Consider the following 16,574-nt stretch of genomic DNA (forward strand, 5'->3'; position numbering starts at 1 on the left):
CAGGTCATCTGCTTGCTCAGCCGCTGCCCCGGACCCGGGGTTCAGACGGTGACCGCCTGCGGGCTGCGCTCCTGGTCCGAGCCCGGCACCGGTTCGGACGGATCGGCGCCGAGGGCCACGATCCGGTTGTCGTGGTCCACGTGCACGACCCTCGGCCGCAGTGCCCGCGCCTCGGCGTCGGAGACCTGAGCGTAACTGATGATGATCACCAGATCTCCGGGATGCACGAGGTGGGCCGCCGCCCCGTTGATCCCGACGACCCCGGAACCGCGCTCGCCCTCGATGACGTACGTCTCCAGGCGGGCGCCGTTGGTGATGTCGACGATGTGCACGAGCTCACCCGGCAGCAGATCCGCGGCGTCGAGCAGATCGGCGTCGATCGTGACGGATCCGACGTAGTGCAGGTCGGCCTGGGTGACGGTGGCACGGTGGATCTTGGACTTGAACAGAGTACGAAGCATTCAGAACTCCCGGAATTCGCTCCCTGCCTGCTTTGTGCAGGTCAAGGGCTGTTCACTCAGCTTATAACGGGCCGTTCTCCACCTGACGGCCGCCGCTGAGGGTGGACTTGCACTGACCGCTTGCCGAGTTTCCTGACAGGTCGCCAGTCGAAATTTCGCAGTCTTTTCGCAGTCAGGGTACGGACCGGAGCCGGGAAGCCGCATCGAGATCCTGGTCACGTCACGATGGGACAAAAACCACGGCTCCTCGGCCTACTACCTGGCCAGGGTCAACGCCCTCAGCTTCCCGTCGAGTCGAGCGTGGGCGCCGCGGACGTCGCCGACTCGCCGGAGGTGCCGTCACCGGATTTCCCGCACGCCGGAACGGTCGGGTCCGGCGCCGTACTGCCTTGTCCGAATCGTCCGGGACGACACCGTGCCTCCTGGCCGCGAAGCCGAGAACGGGCGTACGGCCGGCACGTCGACCTCGACCAGGGCCCCGGAGCCGGGCCGGCGGTGACCGTCGCGCTCAGGGCACATGCGGACAGGTCGTTGCCGTGTCCAGAGTGTTCAAAGCCTCCGAAGGTGACCTCCGGGGTGAGTGTGCCGGTGATGTTGACCCGGACTGCGCCGAAGTCGAGTTCGGCGGTGGTCCGTTGCGCGCGTGGGTGATCGTTCGTCCTCACCGACGCGGCCAGGCCATACTGCTGGCGGTTCGCCCACTCGACGGATTCACCCTCGCTGTCGAGCCGTTGCACCGTCAGGACGGGGGCGCAGATCTCCTCTTGCACGATCTCGTCGTGCCGGCACAGGCCCGAGATCACCGTCGAGGCGAGGAAGTAGCCGCGCTCGCCGATCTGGTGGCCGCCGGCGTGGGCGTTGCAGAAGCCGTCGGCGACGGTGCCGTCGACGGTCGCCTCGACGTCGGCGCCCTCGAAGACGAGTACGGCCGCATGCCCAGTGGGCCCTTGAGGCGATGTGCAGGAAATCCGGACCGGCCACCGCCTTCGAGGTGAGCTCCGCGATCGGTGCCCGGGCGGGGCACAAGCTCAGTCGGCCGCCGCGACTGCGTCCCTGATGAGGCGGCGAGCGGCCGTGTCGGTACGGGCGACGTCATGGGTCACCAGGCGGTCCTGGCACAGACCGCGCAGGCCGGAGACGAGGAGCGTGGCCCCGGTCCGCGCCTGTTGTGGCGAGTGTCCCAGCCGGAGGTAGGCCGCGGCGATGGGGCCGATCATGACCTCGACGGTCTCGGCCGCGACGCTGCCGTACTGCTCGGGATCGGTGGCGGCCAGGCTGAGCAGCTGCAGCAGCATGCGGATCGGCCCGGACTGCTCCCCGACGGTCATTGCCTCCCACAGGGCATGGGCCGCCTTGCGCAGTCCCGCGGTGTCGCGGACGTCGTCGAACATCGCGTGGGCGTCGGGACGGCTGGCGGCCAGTGCCTGGGCCAACAGGTTCTCGCGGCTGACGAAGTAGTACAGAAGCATGCGCTTGGTGGTGCCGATCGACTCGGCGAGCGGACTCAACGACATCTGCGCGACGCCGTGGTGCTGCAGGTGGTGCACCACCTGCTTCAGCAGCTCGGCGCGCTTTTCGGCATTGACGGGGCGAGGCACGGCTTTGACTGTACCGATCGGTACGCGTAGGGTCCAACAGCTGTAGATGTGCCGATCGGTACATTTATCGAATGGCGCCATGGCGATGGTCGGGCGCGGGCGGCCGAGAGGAGCGCCGTGGAACTGGTTGGACCGCGGGTAGCAAAGGACCACCGGCACCGAAGAGGCGGCCGTCGGATCGCCGGGCATCCGGTCGGCCGCGTGGTCAGTGACATGGCTCGCCAGGGCGCCCGGTGGGTGGTTCTGTGAAACACCGGACCGAGCGTCCCCGCGGTGTCACCCTGGTCAAAGTCCTGGCCGAGACGCTGACGATCCCGGCCCTGCTCTTCCTCGGCCTGCTGTTCTGCTTCCCCATGGCCTTCCACCAGCCGCAGCCCGACCACACGAAGCTCGTGATCGCCGGCGCACCGGCGGCGCGCAAGGTCGACACCGCTCTGCAGCGGCAGCATCCCGGCGGTTTCGACGTCACCGCCGTGACAGACGCCCGGGAAGCCCGCCGGGCTGTTCTGGACCGGGACGCCGTGGCCGGCTTCGCCGCGCAGGGCAAACACGCCGTGCTCTACGTGGCCGGAGCCAACGGGGTGAGCCTCGATCAGGCCCTGACCAAGGGCTTCACCCAGCTTGCGGCGCACAACCACCAGAAGCTGACGGTCACGGACGTGGCGCCCACCGTGAGCAAGGACGGACTCGGCACGACCCTGGTGTACTTCGCGATCGCCTGGAACATGCCCGGCTACATCCTCGCGACGTCCCTGCTGCGGGCGGTGACCCTCAACCGGCGCAGGAAACTGCTGACGGTCGCATGCTTCGGCGCGGTCTTGAGCGCCGTGGGCTTCTTCGTCGGCGTGGGGCTGGGCTACCTGCCCAACGCGCCCGCCGCCCTGGCGATCGCCTTCTTGCTCACCATGGCGGTGGGCACGTTCTCCCTCGGCATGGCGCCTTTCGTCAAGCACTTCTTCCCGCTCGCGGGTCTGGGCCTGTACATCGTGCTGAGCGTTCCCTCCAGCGGCCTGGTCCCCGTCCAGCTGCTGCCGAGGTTCTTCCAGGGCCTGCACACCGTCATGCCCCTGGGCAACGCGGTCGACGGCTTGCGAGGGGTCCTGTACTTCGACAATGCGGGCGTGCTCCAGCCGGTCCTCGTGCTGTGCGCATGGATCACGGCGGGTATGACCCTGCTGGCTCTTGACGCGTGGCGGCACCACCGCACGGCCGCACGACAGGGAGCCGAGGGCGAGCAGGAGGACATTCCGGAACCGCCGGTGGAGGACCCCTCCATGGAGGCGCCCGTGCCCACGGCACTTCCGGTCCGCCCCCATCACTTCGGCGAGCTGCTGCCGATGCTGGAGGGCACCGTCCACGACGGCGAACAGCAGCCCGTCCGCCATGCCGCGGTGACCGTCATGGACACCAGCGGCCGGCAGGTCGTGCGAACCGCGACGAACGCGCGGGGCGAGTACGCCGTGACCGGTCTGCCCGAGGGATACATCAATGTGGTGGTCTCGCACCCCGGCCGCAATCCGCTGGTGCACCAGAAGCTCCTGCAGTCCGGCGTGGCCGTCCGGGCCGACTTCACCCTGCACGACCGGCACAACGGGACGACTCGCGCGGCGGCTCAACCCCTCGATCTCGAACCGACGAGACGCGGATCCTGAAGAGCTGACCGACTGCCGCTCGGCATCTGGTGACGCGCGCCACCACAGTGCGGGCCATGAGGGGGGCACTTCGCGCCCCGGCCCTCGGATCTGCCGCAACGCGGAACGCGGAGCAATAGATTCCATATCAGCAGCAGTCCCGCCCGCGTGGCCACAGTGGCACGTGCCCCTGGCTGAGAACGCGGCCCGGTCCGGACGCAGCCAAGGCCCCTGAGGTGCAGCGACAGGAACCTCGCGGCCCGGCGCCGTCATCCTCGAAGGAGTTCCGCCGATGAAGACCGTCACCCATTGGATCGCAGGCAAGCCCTACGAAGACGTCTCGGGTGCCTCAAGCACCTGGGGCCCCGTGACCGACCCCGCGACCGGAGAGGTCACCACGCGGGTGGCCATGGCCGGCGCCGACGAGGTCGACGCCGCGGTCGCCGCGGCGAAGGAGGCCTACGCCACCTGGCGCACGTCCCCGCTGGCTCAGCGGATCGCGATCCTCTTCCGCTACCGCGCCCTGCTGGACGCGCACCGCGACGACATCGCCGCGCTGATCACCGCCGAGCAGGGCAAGGTCCACGCGGACGCACTGGCCGAGGTGGCCCGGGGCCTGGAGATCGTCGAGCTGGCCTGCGGGCTCGGCACGGCGCTCAAGGGGGACACGTCGACCGAGGTGTCGAGCAGCGTCGACGTGGCATCGATCCGCCAGCCGCTCGGTGTGGTCGTCGGCATCTCACCGTTCAACTTCCCCGCGATGATCAGTATGTGGATGTTCCCCATGGCGCTCGCCTGCGGGAACACCTTCGTGCACAAGCCGAGCAGCAAGGCCCCGTCCGCGTCCATACTCCTCGCGGAACTCGCGGCTCAGGCCGGCGTGCCCGACGGTGTGCTCAACATCGTGCAGGGCGACGAGGTCGCGGTGAACGCGCTGCTCGATCACCCGGATGTGGCGGCCGTGTCGTTCGTGGGCTCCACGCCGGTCGCGCGCCACGTCTACGGCAGGGCGTCCGCCGGCGGCAAGCGCGTCCAGGCCCTCGGCGGCGCGAAGAACCACATGCTGGTGCTGCCCGACGCCGATCTCGATGCGGCGGCCGAAGCCGCCGTGTCCGCCGCCTACGGCTCCGCGGGCCAGCGCTGCATGGCCGTCTCCGTGGTGGTCGCGGTCGGCTCGGCGGGCGACGCGCTGGTCTCCCGGATCGCCGAGCGCGCCACGAAGGTCAGGATAGGACCGGGCAACGACCCGACGTCCGAGATGGGCCCGCTCGTCACCAAGGCGCACCGCGACGAGGTCGCGCAGTACGTCGCGGGCGCGGCCGCCCAGGGAGCCGACGTGGTGCTCGACGGCCGCGGCTTCACTGTCGAGGGCCTGGAGAACGGGCACTGGATGGGCATCTCGCTCCTCGACAGGGTCAGCACGAACTCGGACGCGTACCGCAACGAGATCTTCGGTCCCGTCCTGTGCGTGCTCCGGGCAAAGACCTACGAGGAAGCCATGAACATCATCAACGGCTCCCCGTTCGGTAACGCCGGCGCCGTCTTCACCCGCGACGGCGGCGCGGCCCGCCGGTTCCAGTTGGAGGTCGAGGTCGGGATGGTCGGCGTGAACGTGCCGATGCCAGTGCCGGTGGGCTACCACTCCTTCGGCGGCTGGAAGGACTCGGCCTTCGGCGACCACCGCATGTACGGAAGCGAAGCCGTGCACTTCTACACGCGCGGCAAGGTCATCACGAGTCGCTGGCCTGCTGCTGTCGAGACGGCGTCCGGTCCGGACCTGGGCTTCCCCGCGTCCCGCTGACGCCCGCTCAGGCGGCTGCCCGGTCCCCCAGGTTGCCGGTGCGGCCGCAGGCCTGACCCCGGGGCGGCCGGGGCGGTCGGATTCCCGGGAACAGTGACGCTTGCGTGGCGGTGAACCACCACGCCATCGCGCAACCGGGGAAGGCAGCCGCAGGCAAGGTCTCCTTCGCCAGACGTCATCGGAAGAGGGGTGCGCGATCGACGCGGGCCCGGATGGAGGCAGACGTATGTCCGAGAAGAACCACGCCACGGTGGCGGTCACCGGGGTGACCGGGGCGCTGGGCAGCCGGATCGCGGCCCGGCTCGCCGACCGCGGCGTCCCGCAACTCCTCGTCGGGCGCAACCCCGACCGCATGCCTGAACTACGTGGCGCCCAGCGACGCGGCCCGGCCGCCTACTCCGACGCCTCGGACATGCGCAAGGCGCTCGAGGGCGCGTCGACCCTCATCCTGGTCTCCGGACACCGCACGGGCCGCCGACTGGAGGAGCACGCCAGTGCGGTCGAAGCCGCGATCGCGGTCGGCGTGGACCGGGTTCTGTACGTGTCCCTCGTCGGCGCGGCGCCCACCGCCACGTACCTCAACGCCCGCGACCAGTGGCTGACCGAACAGTTCCTGACAGGGGCCGGGATCCGCCACACGGTGCTCCGGGCCGGCTTCTACACGTCGACGCCGGCCGCCCTCGCGGACGAGGAATTCGTCGTCAGCGGCCCAGCGAGCACCGGCCGGGCCGCCTTCGTCACCCACGAGGACATCACCGACGTGATCACGGCCGTCGCCCTCGACGAGGGTCCCCGCTCCGAGCACGACGGCGCGACCCTTGAGATCACCGGGCCCGAGGCCCTGACCCTCGACGAAGCGGTCACCCGGATCGCCGCAGCCACCGGCCGGCCCTACCGCTACGAACCCGAGACCCTCGAGCAAGCCTTCGCACGACGATGGCGACGGGGCATGAGCGGGACCCAGATCGAAACCTGGATCTCGTGGTACCAGGCGATCGAGAAGGGCGAGATTTCCACAGTCACCGACGTCGTCCCGCGGCTCACCGGCTCACCAGCGACCCCGATCTCGGACGCGGCCTGGTGGCCCGCACCGAACACCGCGCGCGGCACCGCCGAGCTCAGGCGGGGCTGATGCCGAGCGCCACCGCTGTCAGGCGGCGAATCGGTCGGGCCCAGCACCCTGCCGATCCGCCGCCCAGGACTCCGGCGGCTCGAATCAGCAACTGCCCGGAGGCCAGCCGCTCGTAGAGCTCCGCGTAGGGGCGGACCGTGACCGGATCCACGCGCCGACGGAACATGGACGGGCGCAGCTCGGCCGGTCCGCTCACGCCCGGTGAGGCGATGATCTTCATGGGGCTGTCACACGACAGGCGATGGCCGGCACGCCTGATGCCCTTGAAGAACGGCGCGGGCCCGCGTGTCGACGTCGCCGCGCTGGCCCGCCGGATCGATCGGCTGCCGCACCGAGTGCTGGCCTACCGAGGCACGGACGGATTCCCCGTCATCCTCCCGGTGAGGATCACCGGGTACGACGACACCGGACTGCACCTGGACGCTCCTCGCCACCTGCTGCCGCCCGGCGGCCGCAGAGCCGGGCTCCTCGCCCACGCCTACGAGCCGCAGTGCATCGGGCTGGGTATGCGGACACTCACGGGGTGGCTGAACGTGACCGACGAAGGCGTTCCCTACGCCCCCCACACGTCCAAGGGGCTGGCCGCGCCACCGTACAAACGGCTCCTGACGGTGTCGAACGGCCTGCTGGCCAAGTACGGACTGTGGCGCGCCCGCCGAGACGGCACGGCCGACGGCCTGCAACAACTTGCCGGCCGCGGTCCGGTGCGCTGAGGACGGCCGGCTCCTTGAGCCTGCGCCATCTTGATTTCGGCTGGTCGCAGACCCTGGCGAGATGGTGGGTGGGGCTGCTCGGGCTGGTAGTGGGCAGTGTCCAGCAGGTAAATCATCTGGCCAGCGGGCGACTTCGAGGTCCGTGAGGACGAGCGGGGCGCGGAGGAGTCGGGTCGCGTGGGCGGGGTCGGTGCGGAGTTCGGTGAGCATCCGCCAGTTCTTGAGGTGGGCGAAGCCGCCGCTTCGCCTCCTTCGACGAACTGCCGCAGAACGACCGGTGGCGGCGTCTGCCGTGCTTCCAGCAGGACAACCTGCGGGCCGACCTCGACTTCGCGGCCAAGGTCCGCGAAGTCGCCGACCGGATCGACGCCTCCCCTGCGCAGGTCGCCCTCGCCCGGCTTGTCGCCCAGGGCCCGCACGTCGTGGCCGTCCCGGGCACCAGGACCCCGAAATACCTCGCCGCCAACGTGGTCGCCGCAAACATCCAGCTGCCCGCAGCCGACCTCGACGCCATCCGGGCCCGCGTTGGTGCCGTCCACGTCGTCGGGCTTGAGCGGGCGGGGACGGCCTCCCGTCGACCGAGGTCCGGTGAGGCCGGGGCCGGTCTCGTCGAACCGGTGGATCTCATCGCACGGGGCGTCCGCATCTGACGGTGCCGGCGGTGTCGGGCTCCGAGGTCCGTATCCGAGCGTCCTGTGGCAGCTTCTCGGGCCATGGGGCGACGCGAGGAGAGCGCTGGGGTGGTGGGGCGCCGCATCCGGCGTCCCGGAACCTCGACAGGAGACAGCGACTTGACGGAGAACTGGGCGGTCCCGGGCTCGGCGGGGCCCGATCACGAGCAGTTGCGGGCGTTCGATGAGCCGGAGGCGGCATCGGCAGGGCGGCCCGCCTTGCGCGAGCAGTTCTTCGACCGGCCGGCCCTTGAGGTGGCTCCCGAACTCCTGGGTGCTCTGGTGGTCTCCCGCTCGCAGCGCGGTGTGACGGCGGTGCGTATCACCGAGGTGGAGGCGTACGAGGGGCCGGACGATCCGGCCTCGCACGCGTTCCGGGGCCCTAACCGGACCAATCGAGCGGAGTTCGGGGCTCCGGGAACCTTCTATGTGTACCGGACGCACGCGGTGCATCGGTGCCTGAACGCCGTCTGCGGACCAGGGCGGCGTCCCGCTTCGGTGCTGCTCCGGGCGGGCACCGTCGTGGAGGGAGCAGACGCGGCGCAAGAACGACGGGGGTCTGGGGTGCGGGCGCGCGACCTGGCGCGTGGCCCGGCCAACCTCGCCCGGGCGCTGGGCATCGCCGATCTGCGTCATGACGGGCAGTCAGCATGCGACGCGACGGCGGAGTTGTTCCTCGCCGAGCCCGCCGGGGGCGTCTCGTCCGGGCGGGTCGGTCGAGGGCCGCGGACCGGGGTGGGCGGTCCTGCTGCTTCGCACCCCTGGCGCTTCTGGTTGCTGGGCGAGTCGAGCGTCAGCCCCTATCGGCCGCACCCGGGGTACCGCCAACGGATGAGGGCGGAGGGCTGACCCTCCGCCGTCGTGGGACACCCTCGGGTGCCGCCGCCGCTGCTCGGAGGCGGCGGCACCCGAACGGGTTTCAGGCTAGCTGCGGTGCCGGCACCGGAGATCGGCGACGAGCCCGCGCGAAGACCTGATGTGCGCCTTCGCTGTCCTTATCCGCGGCCACGCACACCTGGGGCCTGCGCGTTGAACACGTCAGGAAAGTCCGTGGGCCGGGCAGGCTCGCTCCCTCGCCTCCCAAGAAGGCGCCTGGGGGCACGACGGCGGCCCGACCGAACAGAAGGCGATCAGTGATGACTCCGATCAGTCCCACTCCCGAACCGGATCCGCGCAGGTGGCGCGCGCTCGGGATCATCTGCCTGGTCCAGGTGATGCTGCTCCTTGATGTGACCGTGGTCAATGTCGCGCTGCCCCCCATCCAGCACGATCTCGGTTTCACGACCACGGGCCTGGCATGGGTCGTCAACGGCTACACCGTCACCTACGGTGGGCTGCTGATGCTTGGCGGGCGCCTCGGTGATCTGCTCGGCCGCAGACGTCTCTTCCTGACCGGCTTGGCGATCTTCGCGCTGTCGTCGGCGAGCGCCGGAGTGGCCCAGCAAGCCGGTGTACTGATCGCCAGCCGCTTCGTACAGGGAGTCGGTGCGGCACTCGTCAGCCCGGCAGCCCTGTCCCTGGTGACGCTGCTGTTCACACAGCGGCAGGAAAGGGCACGGGCCATGGCCATCTGGAGCGGCCTGGCCGGAGTGGGCGTGGCCCTGGGAGTCGTGCTCTCGGGCGTGCTGACCACCATCGCCTCCTGGCGTTGGATATTCTTCATCAATCTGCCCATCGCAGCCTTCGCGTTTCTCGCCACCTTCAAGCTCGTCTCCGAAAGCCGGGCCACCAAGCGCGGTCGGCCTGATGTCCTCGGCGCCGTGACGGTCACCCTCGGTCTGCTCCTGGTCGTGTTCGGCCTCCTGGAGAAGGACAGCCACGCATGGCTCACGTTCTCCGTCCTGGGCTGCGTCGGGATCGGTGTGCTCTGCTTGATCGGTTTCGTGCTGGTGGAGGCCCACGTGGCCCAGCCCCTGGTGCCCCTCGCGTTCCTGCGCTCACGTAACCGGAGCATCGCCAACGCCGTCCGCATCTGCTACTACGTCGGCTTCGCCACCCTGTTCTTCTCGCTGAGCCTGTATGCCCAGCGCATATTGCACTTCTCCGCGCTCGCGACCGGATTCGCCTTTGTACCGTTCGGGTTGGTCATTCTTTTCAGCGCCACCGTGATGGCGCCACGCCTGCTTCCCCGGTTCGGTCTGCGGGCCCTGAACGGAGGAGGGCTCGCGGTCACCACGGTCGGCTACCTTCTCCTTGCCGGGCTGAGCAACCACGGCACCTATGTGGCCGACATGCTGCCCGGACTGATCCTCGTGCCGATGGGAGGCGGCCTCGTCCTCGTCGGATCCACCGTCGCCGGAGTGGACGGCGCCACCGGTGAGGACGTGGGCATCGCCACCAGCATGAACAACGCGTCCATGCAGATCGGCAGTGCCATCGGTCTGGCTGCCCTGGTCTCACTGGGCACAGGCCACGCCGCCGTGCTGCAGCGTGCGGGCGCCGACCCGGCGACCGCTGCCGCGCACGGTTACGCCTTCAGTTTCACCATCGCCGCCGGCGTGACGGCCTTCGGCGCGTTCCTCGGCTTCGTCGGGATCCACCCGACGCCGACCGAGACTCCGACGGTGAGGGCCGACGCCAGGCAGCGCGTGGTCTGACTTGCCGCCGGTGGCCAAAGCGAGAGTCCGGGGCCACGACGGGCCCGGCGGGGTGGTGCTGCCGCCGCATGTCAGGGGACACAGCGGGGCCACGCTCGAAGAGGCCGAGGGTGAACCAGGTGTTCGTGCGGCGGCGGCACTGACGGGGTGTGAGCTCCCCTCGGCTGCCTCCCGTGGCTCTTGGGGATCGGCGTAGACCTCATCCTGCGGCACCGGCGATGTTCGGGTATGAAACGGCGACGGCTCGTCTCAGGGTCGGGACCGGGCCGGTCCCACCGCGCCGCGCCCCATGCGCGCGGGATCGGACAACGGCCCAGGCCGCAAGGAGGCCATGGCGTTCACCGAGTGGCTGGGCGACCGGCGCGTCGCGCGCCACTCGACAGGTGACTGCTCTCTGCGGATCTCTGCCGAGTTTCAGGCTGCCGCGTGGCGACGGGGGCGGTAGCGGGAGGCGACGGTGGCGGTCAGGGCCTCCACGGCGTCGACGGTTGCGGTGCTCAGGGCGACGGCGCGGCTGGTCGCGGTGCTGCCGGAGCCGTCGGACGTCTCGGCCGGCAGGCCGGAGCGGGCGGCGAAGGAGTCGAGGACCGACCGCAAGGCCCCCGGGGCCACGGTCTCGGCTCCGGCGGCGGCGCGGGCCAGTGCGGTGAGGTGTTCGTGCAGCGGATCGACCAGTTCGGTCAGCTCCGGCACGGTGTCCTGTGGGGTACGCGGGAGGTGTTCGCCCAGCAGGGTGGCACATCCGGCGACCGTGGACACCTGAGTCCTGATCTGCGCCAGCTGCACACTCGACCAGGGGCCGCGGTGCTCGGCCGGCTCGGCGTACGACTGCTCCACCGCGGCCTCCAGGTTCTCCCTGACCTGCCGTGACCGCGCCCGTAGTGCGTCGACGGCCGCCGGGTCGGTCGCCCCTACGTCGGCGTAGCCGGTCAGCAGTTCGGGCAGCAGCCTGTCCTGCACCCGCAGCCACTCCGCGAGCAGGCCCGGCACCCGCCGGGTGGACCACGTCGGCCAGACCAGGAAGATGAGCACGGCGAGCGCGGCGCCGACCACCGTGTCGGCGGCCCGGGCCCACGCCGTGGGCCCCGGCAGCCCGCCGACGTGGTGGACCAGAAAGACGATCCAGGTGGTCAGCCACAGGTTGAGCATCAGCTGCCCGGTCCGCAGGGTCACGAACGAGGCAGCGGCCAGCACCACCGCCACGACCGCGAGGCCGACGGGCGACCAGGGCGGCAGGGACAGCACCCAGGCGAAGAGGCCGCCCAGAACGGCCCCGGCCGCCCGTCCCCAGCCGCGGACGAGGGTGTGTCCGTACTCGGGGAAGAGAACCAGCATGGTGGTCAGGGCCACCCAGAAGCCGTGCGCGGAGATGCCCAGCCCACCCCACCCGCCGATCGACCGGCCGATGACCTCGGCGACCACGACACCCACCGCGAGCCGCACCGCGTGGCGGAAGATCGGCGATTCGGGACGCAACTGCGCCCGGATCCGCCGGGCGGTGCGTGCCACGGAGGGGGTGCCCGAGTACAGGCCCGGCACCTCGGCGTGGGGTTCCAGTACATCGCCGAGGAGGTCGTCGGTCGAGCGCCGGGCCAGCTGCTCGGCGTTCCGCACCCGCGCGGCCAGGTCGCGCCGGCCGGGCACGGGCGAGTCGGCCGCCCACGCCTCCAGGAGGGTGCGGACTTCCTCGGGGGTGCGGTGCTCGCGGCCCGAGGCCACCGTACGGGAGATATGGCCCAGCACCTGCGCGGCGGCGGCCAGTGCTTCCTGGTTCCCGGCCGCTGCCGCCGCGGGCACCGTCAGCCGCACGGTGTGCAGCGCCCGGCGAATGCGCTCGGCCTCTCCCAGCAGTCCGAACATGGCCGCCGCTGTCGGCCGGCTGAACTGCGGCAGCACGTCCAGAGCCTGCCGGGCCGCCGTGAACGGAGCGGAGCTGCCCAGGGCGGCGGAGTCGGCCGCGGCCGAAGTCTCGGCGAGCGACTGGTACAGGGCCGCAAGGGCACGGCGCTGGGCGGCGAACCGCGGACCGTATGGCGGGATCAGTTGCACCACCACGACGAGTCCGGTCCCGACCGCGATCCACCCGGCCATCATCAGGCCGCCCTGTACGTCGGGAGCGAGATCGGCCGTGATCATCAGCCCGATGGCCACGAGACACCCCCGGATGCCGGGCGCGACGCCCAGCGTCCGCCACAGCCCGGTGGCGAACGCCGCGACCGCGAGCAGCAGCAGGAACAGCCAGGTGGTGCCCTGCACCAGTGCCCCCAGCACCGCCATTGCGCTGAAGGCCGCGGCCATCCCGAGCGCGTTCACCACAGGGTGTCGCAGCGGGCTCAGCATCGTACCGATGCCGCAGATGAAAGCACCGACGCTGGCCATGGACCCGGCGACCGGGTCGTCCAGCAGCAGGCCGAGGACCGTGGCGAGCAGCACGGCCAGTACGGCCCGTGCGATCACCGACGGGGCGGCGAATGCCCGCTGAATGCGCAGCCCGTCCCGGCCGATCGTGATCAGAGACGACCACCAGCGCATGTCCGGGCCTCCTTGGCGGCGCGGCACGGGAGCAGCGCTCCGGCGCGGGGCGGGAGCAGCGCTCTCATCCTCTGCCAGCCTCGGCGTGGCTGCCACCCGCTGCGCCGTTACCGGTCTCGTTCTTCCGGCCTCCGAATCGCCGCGCACTTCAGCCGGACCGCGTGACCGCTCACCACTCTTCGCTCGCCAATAGCTTGCGCGCCCTACGAGGTGCGCCCCTCCGCATCCGTCAGCGTCGCGAAGGCCGCGTGGGCGAAGTCGAGGACGCGGATCTCGTCGCGCGCCGCCTCCGGCAGGCGGGCGTAGGTGAGTCGCAGGGCGCGCAGCACGCCCACTCCCGCGCGGGCCAGGACGGACGCCCGCAGCACGCTTTCCGGCGCGGCCGGGTCGGCACCGTCCACCGTCATGCGATCCAGGAACGCCGATGCGACGGCTTCCTCCAGGTCGAACAGGAGGAAGCTTTCGCCGCGCCCTGACGGAGCGGTCGACAGGGGCTGCGGTCCGGCGAGGAGGATCCCGGCGGCCCAGTCGTCGCGACCGGCGAGTTCCATAACGGCGTTGCGCAGGGCCGCGAGGGGGGTTTCACCCTGCGGGCGGGCCCGGATCGCCTCCTCCAGCAGCGGGATGAAGTCCCGGACGTGCTGCAGGATCAGGCTCTCCTTGGAGGGGAAGTAGCGGAAGAAGGTCCGCTCCCCGACGCCCGCGGCGGCGGCGATGTCCCGCACGGTCGTCGCCTCGTAGCCGTTTTCCTGGAACAGCCGCGCCGCCGCGTGGATCAGCGCCTCATGCGTGCGCCGCTTGTTCTGTTCCCTGCGTCCCGGTTCTGTCGCGCTCTCCACACCCCAAAGTATCCCAGCCCCGTGAGAACTTGGCAGTCCTGCCACTTTGATATTGTGGCAGGACTGCCAGTTTTTTGGGACCGCTTTCTCACCATGGAGCGCCATGCCCGCCTTCCTTCACCGCCTCGGGCGCCTCGCCTTCCGCCGCCGACGACGCGTACTCGCCCTGTGGTTGGCGCTGGTCGCGGCCGCCGTGGTCTGCATGGCGGCCTTCGGCGGCACCGGCAAGCTCGACAACACCTTCTCGATCCCCGGCTCCGAGTCCCAACGGGCCCTGGACCGGATGAAGACCGACTTCCCCACCTTCTCCGGCACGAGCGCGCAGATCGTGTTCACCGCGACGGACGGCCAGAAGGTGACCGCCCCGGCCGACAGCGCCCGTATCCGGGCCGCCCTGGACGCGGCCGGGTCCGCGCCCCAAGTCGCCGAGGTGGTGAGCCCGTTCGACGCTCGCACCGTCTCCGCCGACGGCACCACCGCCGTCGCGCAGGTGCGCTACGAGGTCCCGCAGAGCGCGTTGGAGCCGAACGCGCTGGACGAGCTCAAGTCCGCCGTGGCCGGAGCGAACCAGCAGGGCATGCGGGTCGACGTCGGCGGCTCCGCGTTCGGCAACGCCCCGTCGGAGTCCCACCGAAGCGACATCATCGGCGTCGGCGTCGCCCTGGTCATCCTCACTCTGACCTTCGGCTCCCTGCTGACCGCCGGAATCCCCGTCGTCACGGCGCTCTTCGGTGTCGCCACGGCCATCTTCGGTGCGCTGTCGCTCACCGGGACCGTCTCGATCTCCTCGACCGCGCAGAGCCTGGCCCTGATGATCGGGCTCGCGGTCGGCATCGACTACGCCCTGTTCATCGTCAGCCGACACCGGTTCCACCTCGCCCACGGCATGGAGCCGGAGGAGTCGGCCGCGCTGGCGGTGGGCACGGCGGGCAGTGCCGTGGTGTTCGCCGGGCTGACCGTGGTCATCGCGATGACCGGCCTCACCGTGGTCGGCATCCCCTATCTGACGGCCATGGGACTGGCCGCCGCCGGCGCGGTGCTGATCGCCGTACTGGTCGCGACCACACTGCTGCCCGCGATCCTCGGCTTCGCCGGCACCCGTCTGACGCCCGGGCCGGGCTCCCGCGCGATGCGCCGTGAGCAGGCCGTCGGCGGTGCGGGCGAGGACGCCGTGGGCGCCACCGGCGACAGGATCGCGAGCGCTACCGGGGACAGCGTCGCGAGCGCTAGCGGGGACAGCGTTCTGAGCGGTACCGGCGACGGCGTCGTGAGCGCTAGCGGGGATAACGTCCTGAGCGGTACCGCCGACAATGTCGCCGGCGGTATCGGGGAGATCGCCGCGAGCCGTACCAACGAGCACGTCGTGAGCCGTACCGACGAGCAGGTCGCGGGCCGTACCAGCGAAGACACCGCAGGCCGTACCGGCGACAACGTCGTGGGCACGGCCGCCAACGCCGCCGAGCGCTGGTTCCGGCTGGTCACCCGCCGCCCCCTGCTGACCCTGGTCGCGGTGGTGGCCTCCCTCGGCGCGCTGGCCTGGCCCGCTCACGACATGCGCCTCGCGCTGCCCGACAACGGCACCGCGCCCAGCTCCTCCTCCCAGCGCATCGCCTTCGACAGGGTGGGCGAGAAGCTCGGGCCCGGGTTCAACGGCCCGCTCCTCGTGCTGGCCGACACCAGCCACAGCTCCGACCCCACCACGGCCGCCCAGCGGGTCGCCGCCACCATCGGCGCGCTGCCCGACGTGGCCACCGTCGGCAAACCCGTGGCCAACCCGGCCACCCACACCGCGCTCATCCAGGTGATACCGGACAGTGCGCCCAGCGACCCGGCGACCAAGACGCTGGTCACCTCCCTCCGTGACGACCGGGCCGCGATCCTGCGGGACACCGGCGCCACCGTCCAGGTCACCGGCAGCACCGCCGTGAGCGTCGACGTCGCCGCGAAGCTCAACTCGGCGCTGATCCCCTTCGCCGCCGTCGTGATCGGGCTGTCGCTGCTCCTGCTGCTCCTGGTCTTCCGCTCACTTGTGGTGCCCCTCAAGGCCGCGGCGGGCTTTCTCCTCTCGATCACGGCGACGCTCGGCGCGGCGGTCGGCGTCTTCCAACTGGGCCACCTCGGCAACCTCATCGGTGTGGACACCACCGGACCGGTCAGCAGCTTCCTGCCGATCATCCTGCTGGCCGTGCTGTTCGGTCTCGCGATGGACTACGAGGTGTTCCTCGTCTCGAGGATGCGTGAGTTCTACCTCCGCACCGGGAATCCGCTGGGCGCGGTGCACAGCGGCGCGCGGCACAGCGGGCGGGTCGTGACGGCCGCGGCCCTCATCATGACCTCGGTCTTCGCCGCCTTCCTCACCTCCGACAGCACGATGCTGAAACAGATCGCCTTCGCACTCGCCGCCGGTGTCCTGCTCGACGCGTTCGTCATCCGGATGACCTTCGTCCCGGCCGTCCTGGCGCTGACCCGGCACGCGGCCTGGTGGCTGCCGAAGTGGCTGGAGCGGCGCCTTCCCGACCTCGACATCGAGGGCGACCGGCTCCGCCCCGCCCACGCCGTACCAGAATCCGTACCCCTCACCCCGTCGACAGCCGACTGA

14 protein-coding genes are annotated in these 16,574 nt (G+C 70.7%); 8 read left to right on the top strand and 6 right to left on the bottom strand.

Annotation, left to right across the window (positions count from 1 at the left end; genetic code table 11):
* Positions 1-41: 41 nt before the first annotated feature.
* From panD to ACZ7M2_RS24010, 3 genes are all read right to left on the bottom strand, one after another.
* The gene (gene panD, locus ACZ7M2_RS24000) at positions 42-461 is read right to left on the bottom strand and encodes an aspartate 1-decarboxylase (RefSeq protein ID WP_067360967.1); all 420 of its coding nucleotides are present in this window, start codon (positions 459-461) and stop codon (positions 42-44) included.
* 278 nt (positions 462-739) lie between these two features.
* Positions 740-1,264 (bottom strand): aldehyde dehydrogenase family protein, encoded by a 525-nt coding sequence (locus ACZ7M2_RS24005; RefSeq protein ID WP_471596977.1) that lies wholly within the window; start codon positions 1,262-1,264, stop codon positions 740-742.
* 225 nt (positions 1,265-1,489) lie between these two features.
* A complete protein-coding gene (locus ACZ7M2_RS24010) occupies positions 1,490-2,059 on the bottom strand; it encodes a TetR/AcrR family transcriptional regulator (RefSeq protein ID WP_471596978.1) in 570 nt (189 codons plus the stop codon).
* 245 nt (positions 2,060-2,304) lie between these two features.
* Between ACZ7M2_RS24010 and ACZ7M2_RS24015 the strand changes: the two genes are divergently transcribed.
* The 3 genes from ACZ7M2_RS24015 to ACZ7M2_RS24025 all read left to right on the top strand — a co-directional run bounded on the left by ACZ7M2_RS24015 (position 2,305) and on the right by ACZ7M2_RS24025 (position 6,623).
* Entirely contained in the window at positions 2,305-3,711 is a 1,407-nt protein-coding gene (locus ACZ7M2_RS24015; RefSeq protein WP_471596979.1) for a carboxypeptidase regulatory-like domain-containing protein, read from the top strand.
* Positions 3,712-3,982: 271 nt separating this feature from the next.
* A complete protein-coding gene (locus ACZ7M2_RS24020) occupies positions 3,983-5,491 on the top strand; it encodes a CoA-acylating methylmalonate-semialdehyde dehydrogenase (protein ID WP_471596980.1) in 1,509 nt (502 codons plus the stop codon).
* A 226-nt stretch (positions 5,492-5,717) separates the two neighbouring features.
* Entirely contained in the window at positions 5,718-6,623 is a 906-nt protein-coding gene (locus ACZ7M2_RS24025; RefSeq protein ID WP_471596981.1) for an NAD(P)H-binding protein, read from the top strand.
* On the opposite strand, the gene ACZ7M2_RS24030 is transcribed toward ACZ7M2_RS24025, so the two are convergent.
* Positions 6,610-6,843 (bottom strand): hypothetical protein, encoded by a 234-nt coding sequence (locus tag ACZ7M2_RS24030; protein WP_471596982.1) that lies wholly within the window; start codon positions 6,841-6,843, stop codon positions 6,610-6,612. The two genes, ACZ7M2_RS24025 and ACZ7M2_RS24030, sit on opposite strands and share 14 nt — an antisense overlap.
* Before the next feature lie 37 nt (positions 6,844-6,880).
* Here ACZ7M2_RS24030 and ACZ7M2_RS24035 point away from each other — a divergent pair, with 37 nt between their 5' ends.
* The 4 genes from ACZ7M2_RS24035 (at position 6,881) to ACZ7M2_RS24050 (ending at position 10,604) form a co-directional block, all read left to right on the top strand.
* Positions 6,881-7,336, top strand: a complete 456-nt coding sequence (locus tag ACZ7M2_RS24035) for a hypothetical protein (protein WP_471596983.1) — start codon at positions 6,881-6,883, stop codon at positions 7,334-7,336.
* A gap of 287 nt (positions 7,337-7,623) precedes the next feature.
* A complete protein-coding gene (locus ACZ7M2_RS24040; RefSeq protein WP_471597025.1) occupies positions 7,624-7,986 on the top strand; it encodes an aldo/keto reductase in 363 nt (120 codons plus the stop codon).
* Between the two features lie 141 nt (positions 7,987-8,127).
* Complete coding sequence (locus ACZ7M2_RS24045; protein ID WP_471596984.1) at positions 8,128-8,856, top strand: DNA-3-methyladenine glycosylase; 729 nt, start codon at positions 8,128-8,130, stop codon at positions 8,854-8,856.
* A 287-nt stretch (positions 8,857-9,143) separates the two neighbouring features.
* Positions 9,144-10,604 carry an MFS transporter gene (locus tag ACZ7M2_RS24050; RefSeq protein ID WP_471596985.1) on the top strand — a complete coding sequence of 487 codons (1,461 nt, stop codon included), beginning with the start codon at positions 9,144-9,146 and terminating at the stop codon, positions 10,602-10,604.
* Between the two features lie 414 nt (positions 10,605-11,018).
* On the opposite strand, the gene ACZ7M2_RS24055 is transcribed toward ACZ7M2_RS24050, so the two are convergent.
* Together ACZ7M2_RS24055 and ACZ7M2_RS24060 are read right to left on the bottom strand one after the other, a co-directional pair.
* Positions 11,019-13,136 carry an FUSC family protein gene (locus tag ACZ7M2_RS24055; RefSeq protein WP_471596986.1) on the bottom strand — a complete coding sequence of 706 codons (2,118 nt, stop codon included), beginning with the start codon at positions 13,134-13,136 and terminating at the stop codon, positions 11,019-11,021.
* A 203-nt stretch (positions 13,137-13,339) separates the two neighbouring features.
* Entirely contained in the window at positions 13,340-13,975 is a 636-nt protein-coding gene (locus ACZ7M2_RS24060) for a TetR/AcrR family transcriptional regulator (protein ID WP_471596987.1), read from the bottom strand.
* A 103-nt stretch (positions 13,976-14,078) separates the two neighbouring features.
* Here ACZ7M2_RS24060 and ACZ7M2_RS24065 point away from each other — a divergent pair, with 103 nt between their 5' ends.
* Positions 14,079-16,574 carry an MMPL family transporter gene (locus tag ACZ7M2_RS24065; RefSeq protein WP_471596988.1) on the top strand — a complete coding sequence of 832 codons (2,496 nt, stop codon included), beginning with the start codon at positions 14,079-14,081 and terminating at the stop codon, positions 16,572-16,574.

The organism is Streptomyces sp. NPDC111507 (genome assembly GCF_055638955.1).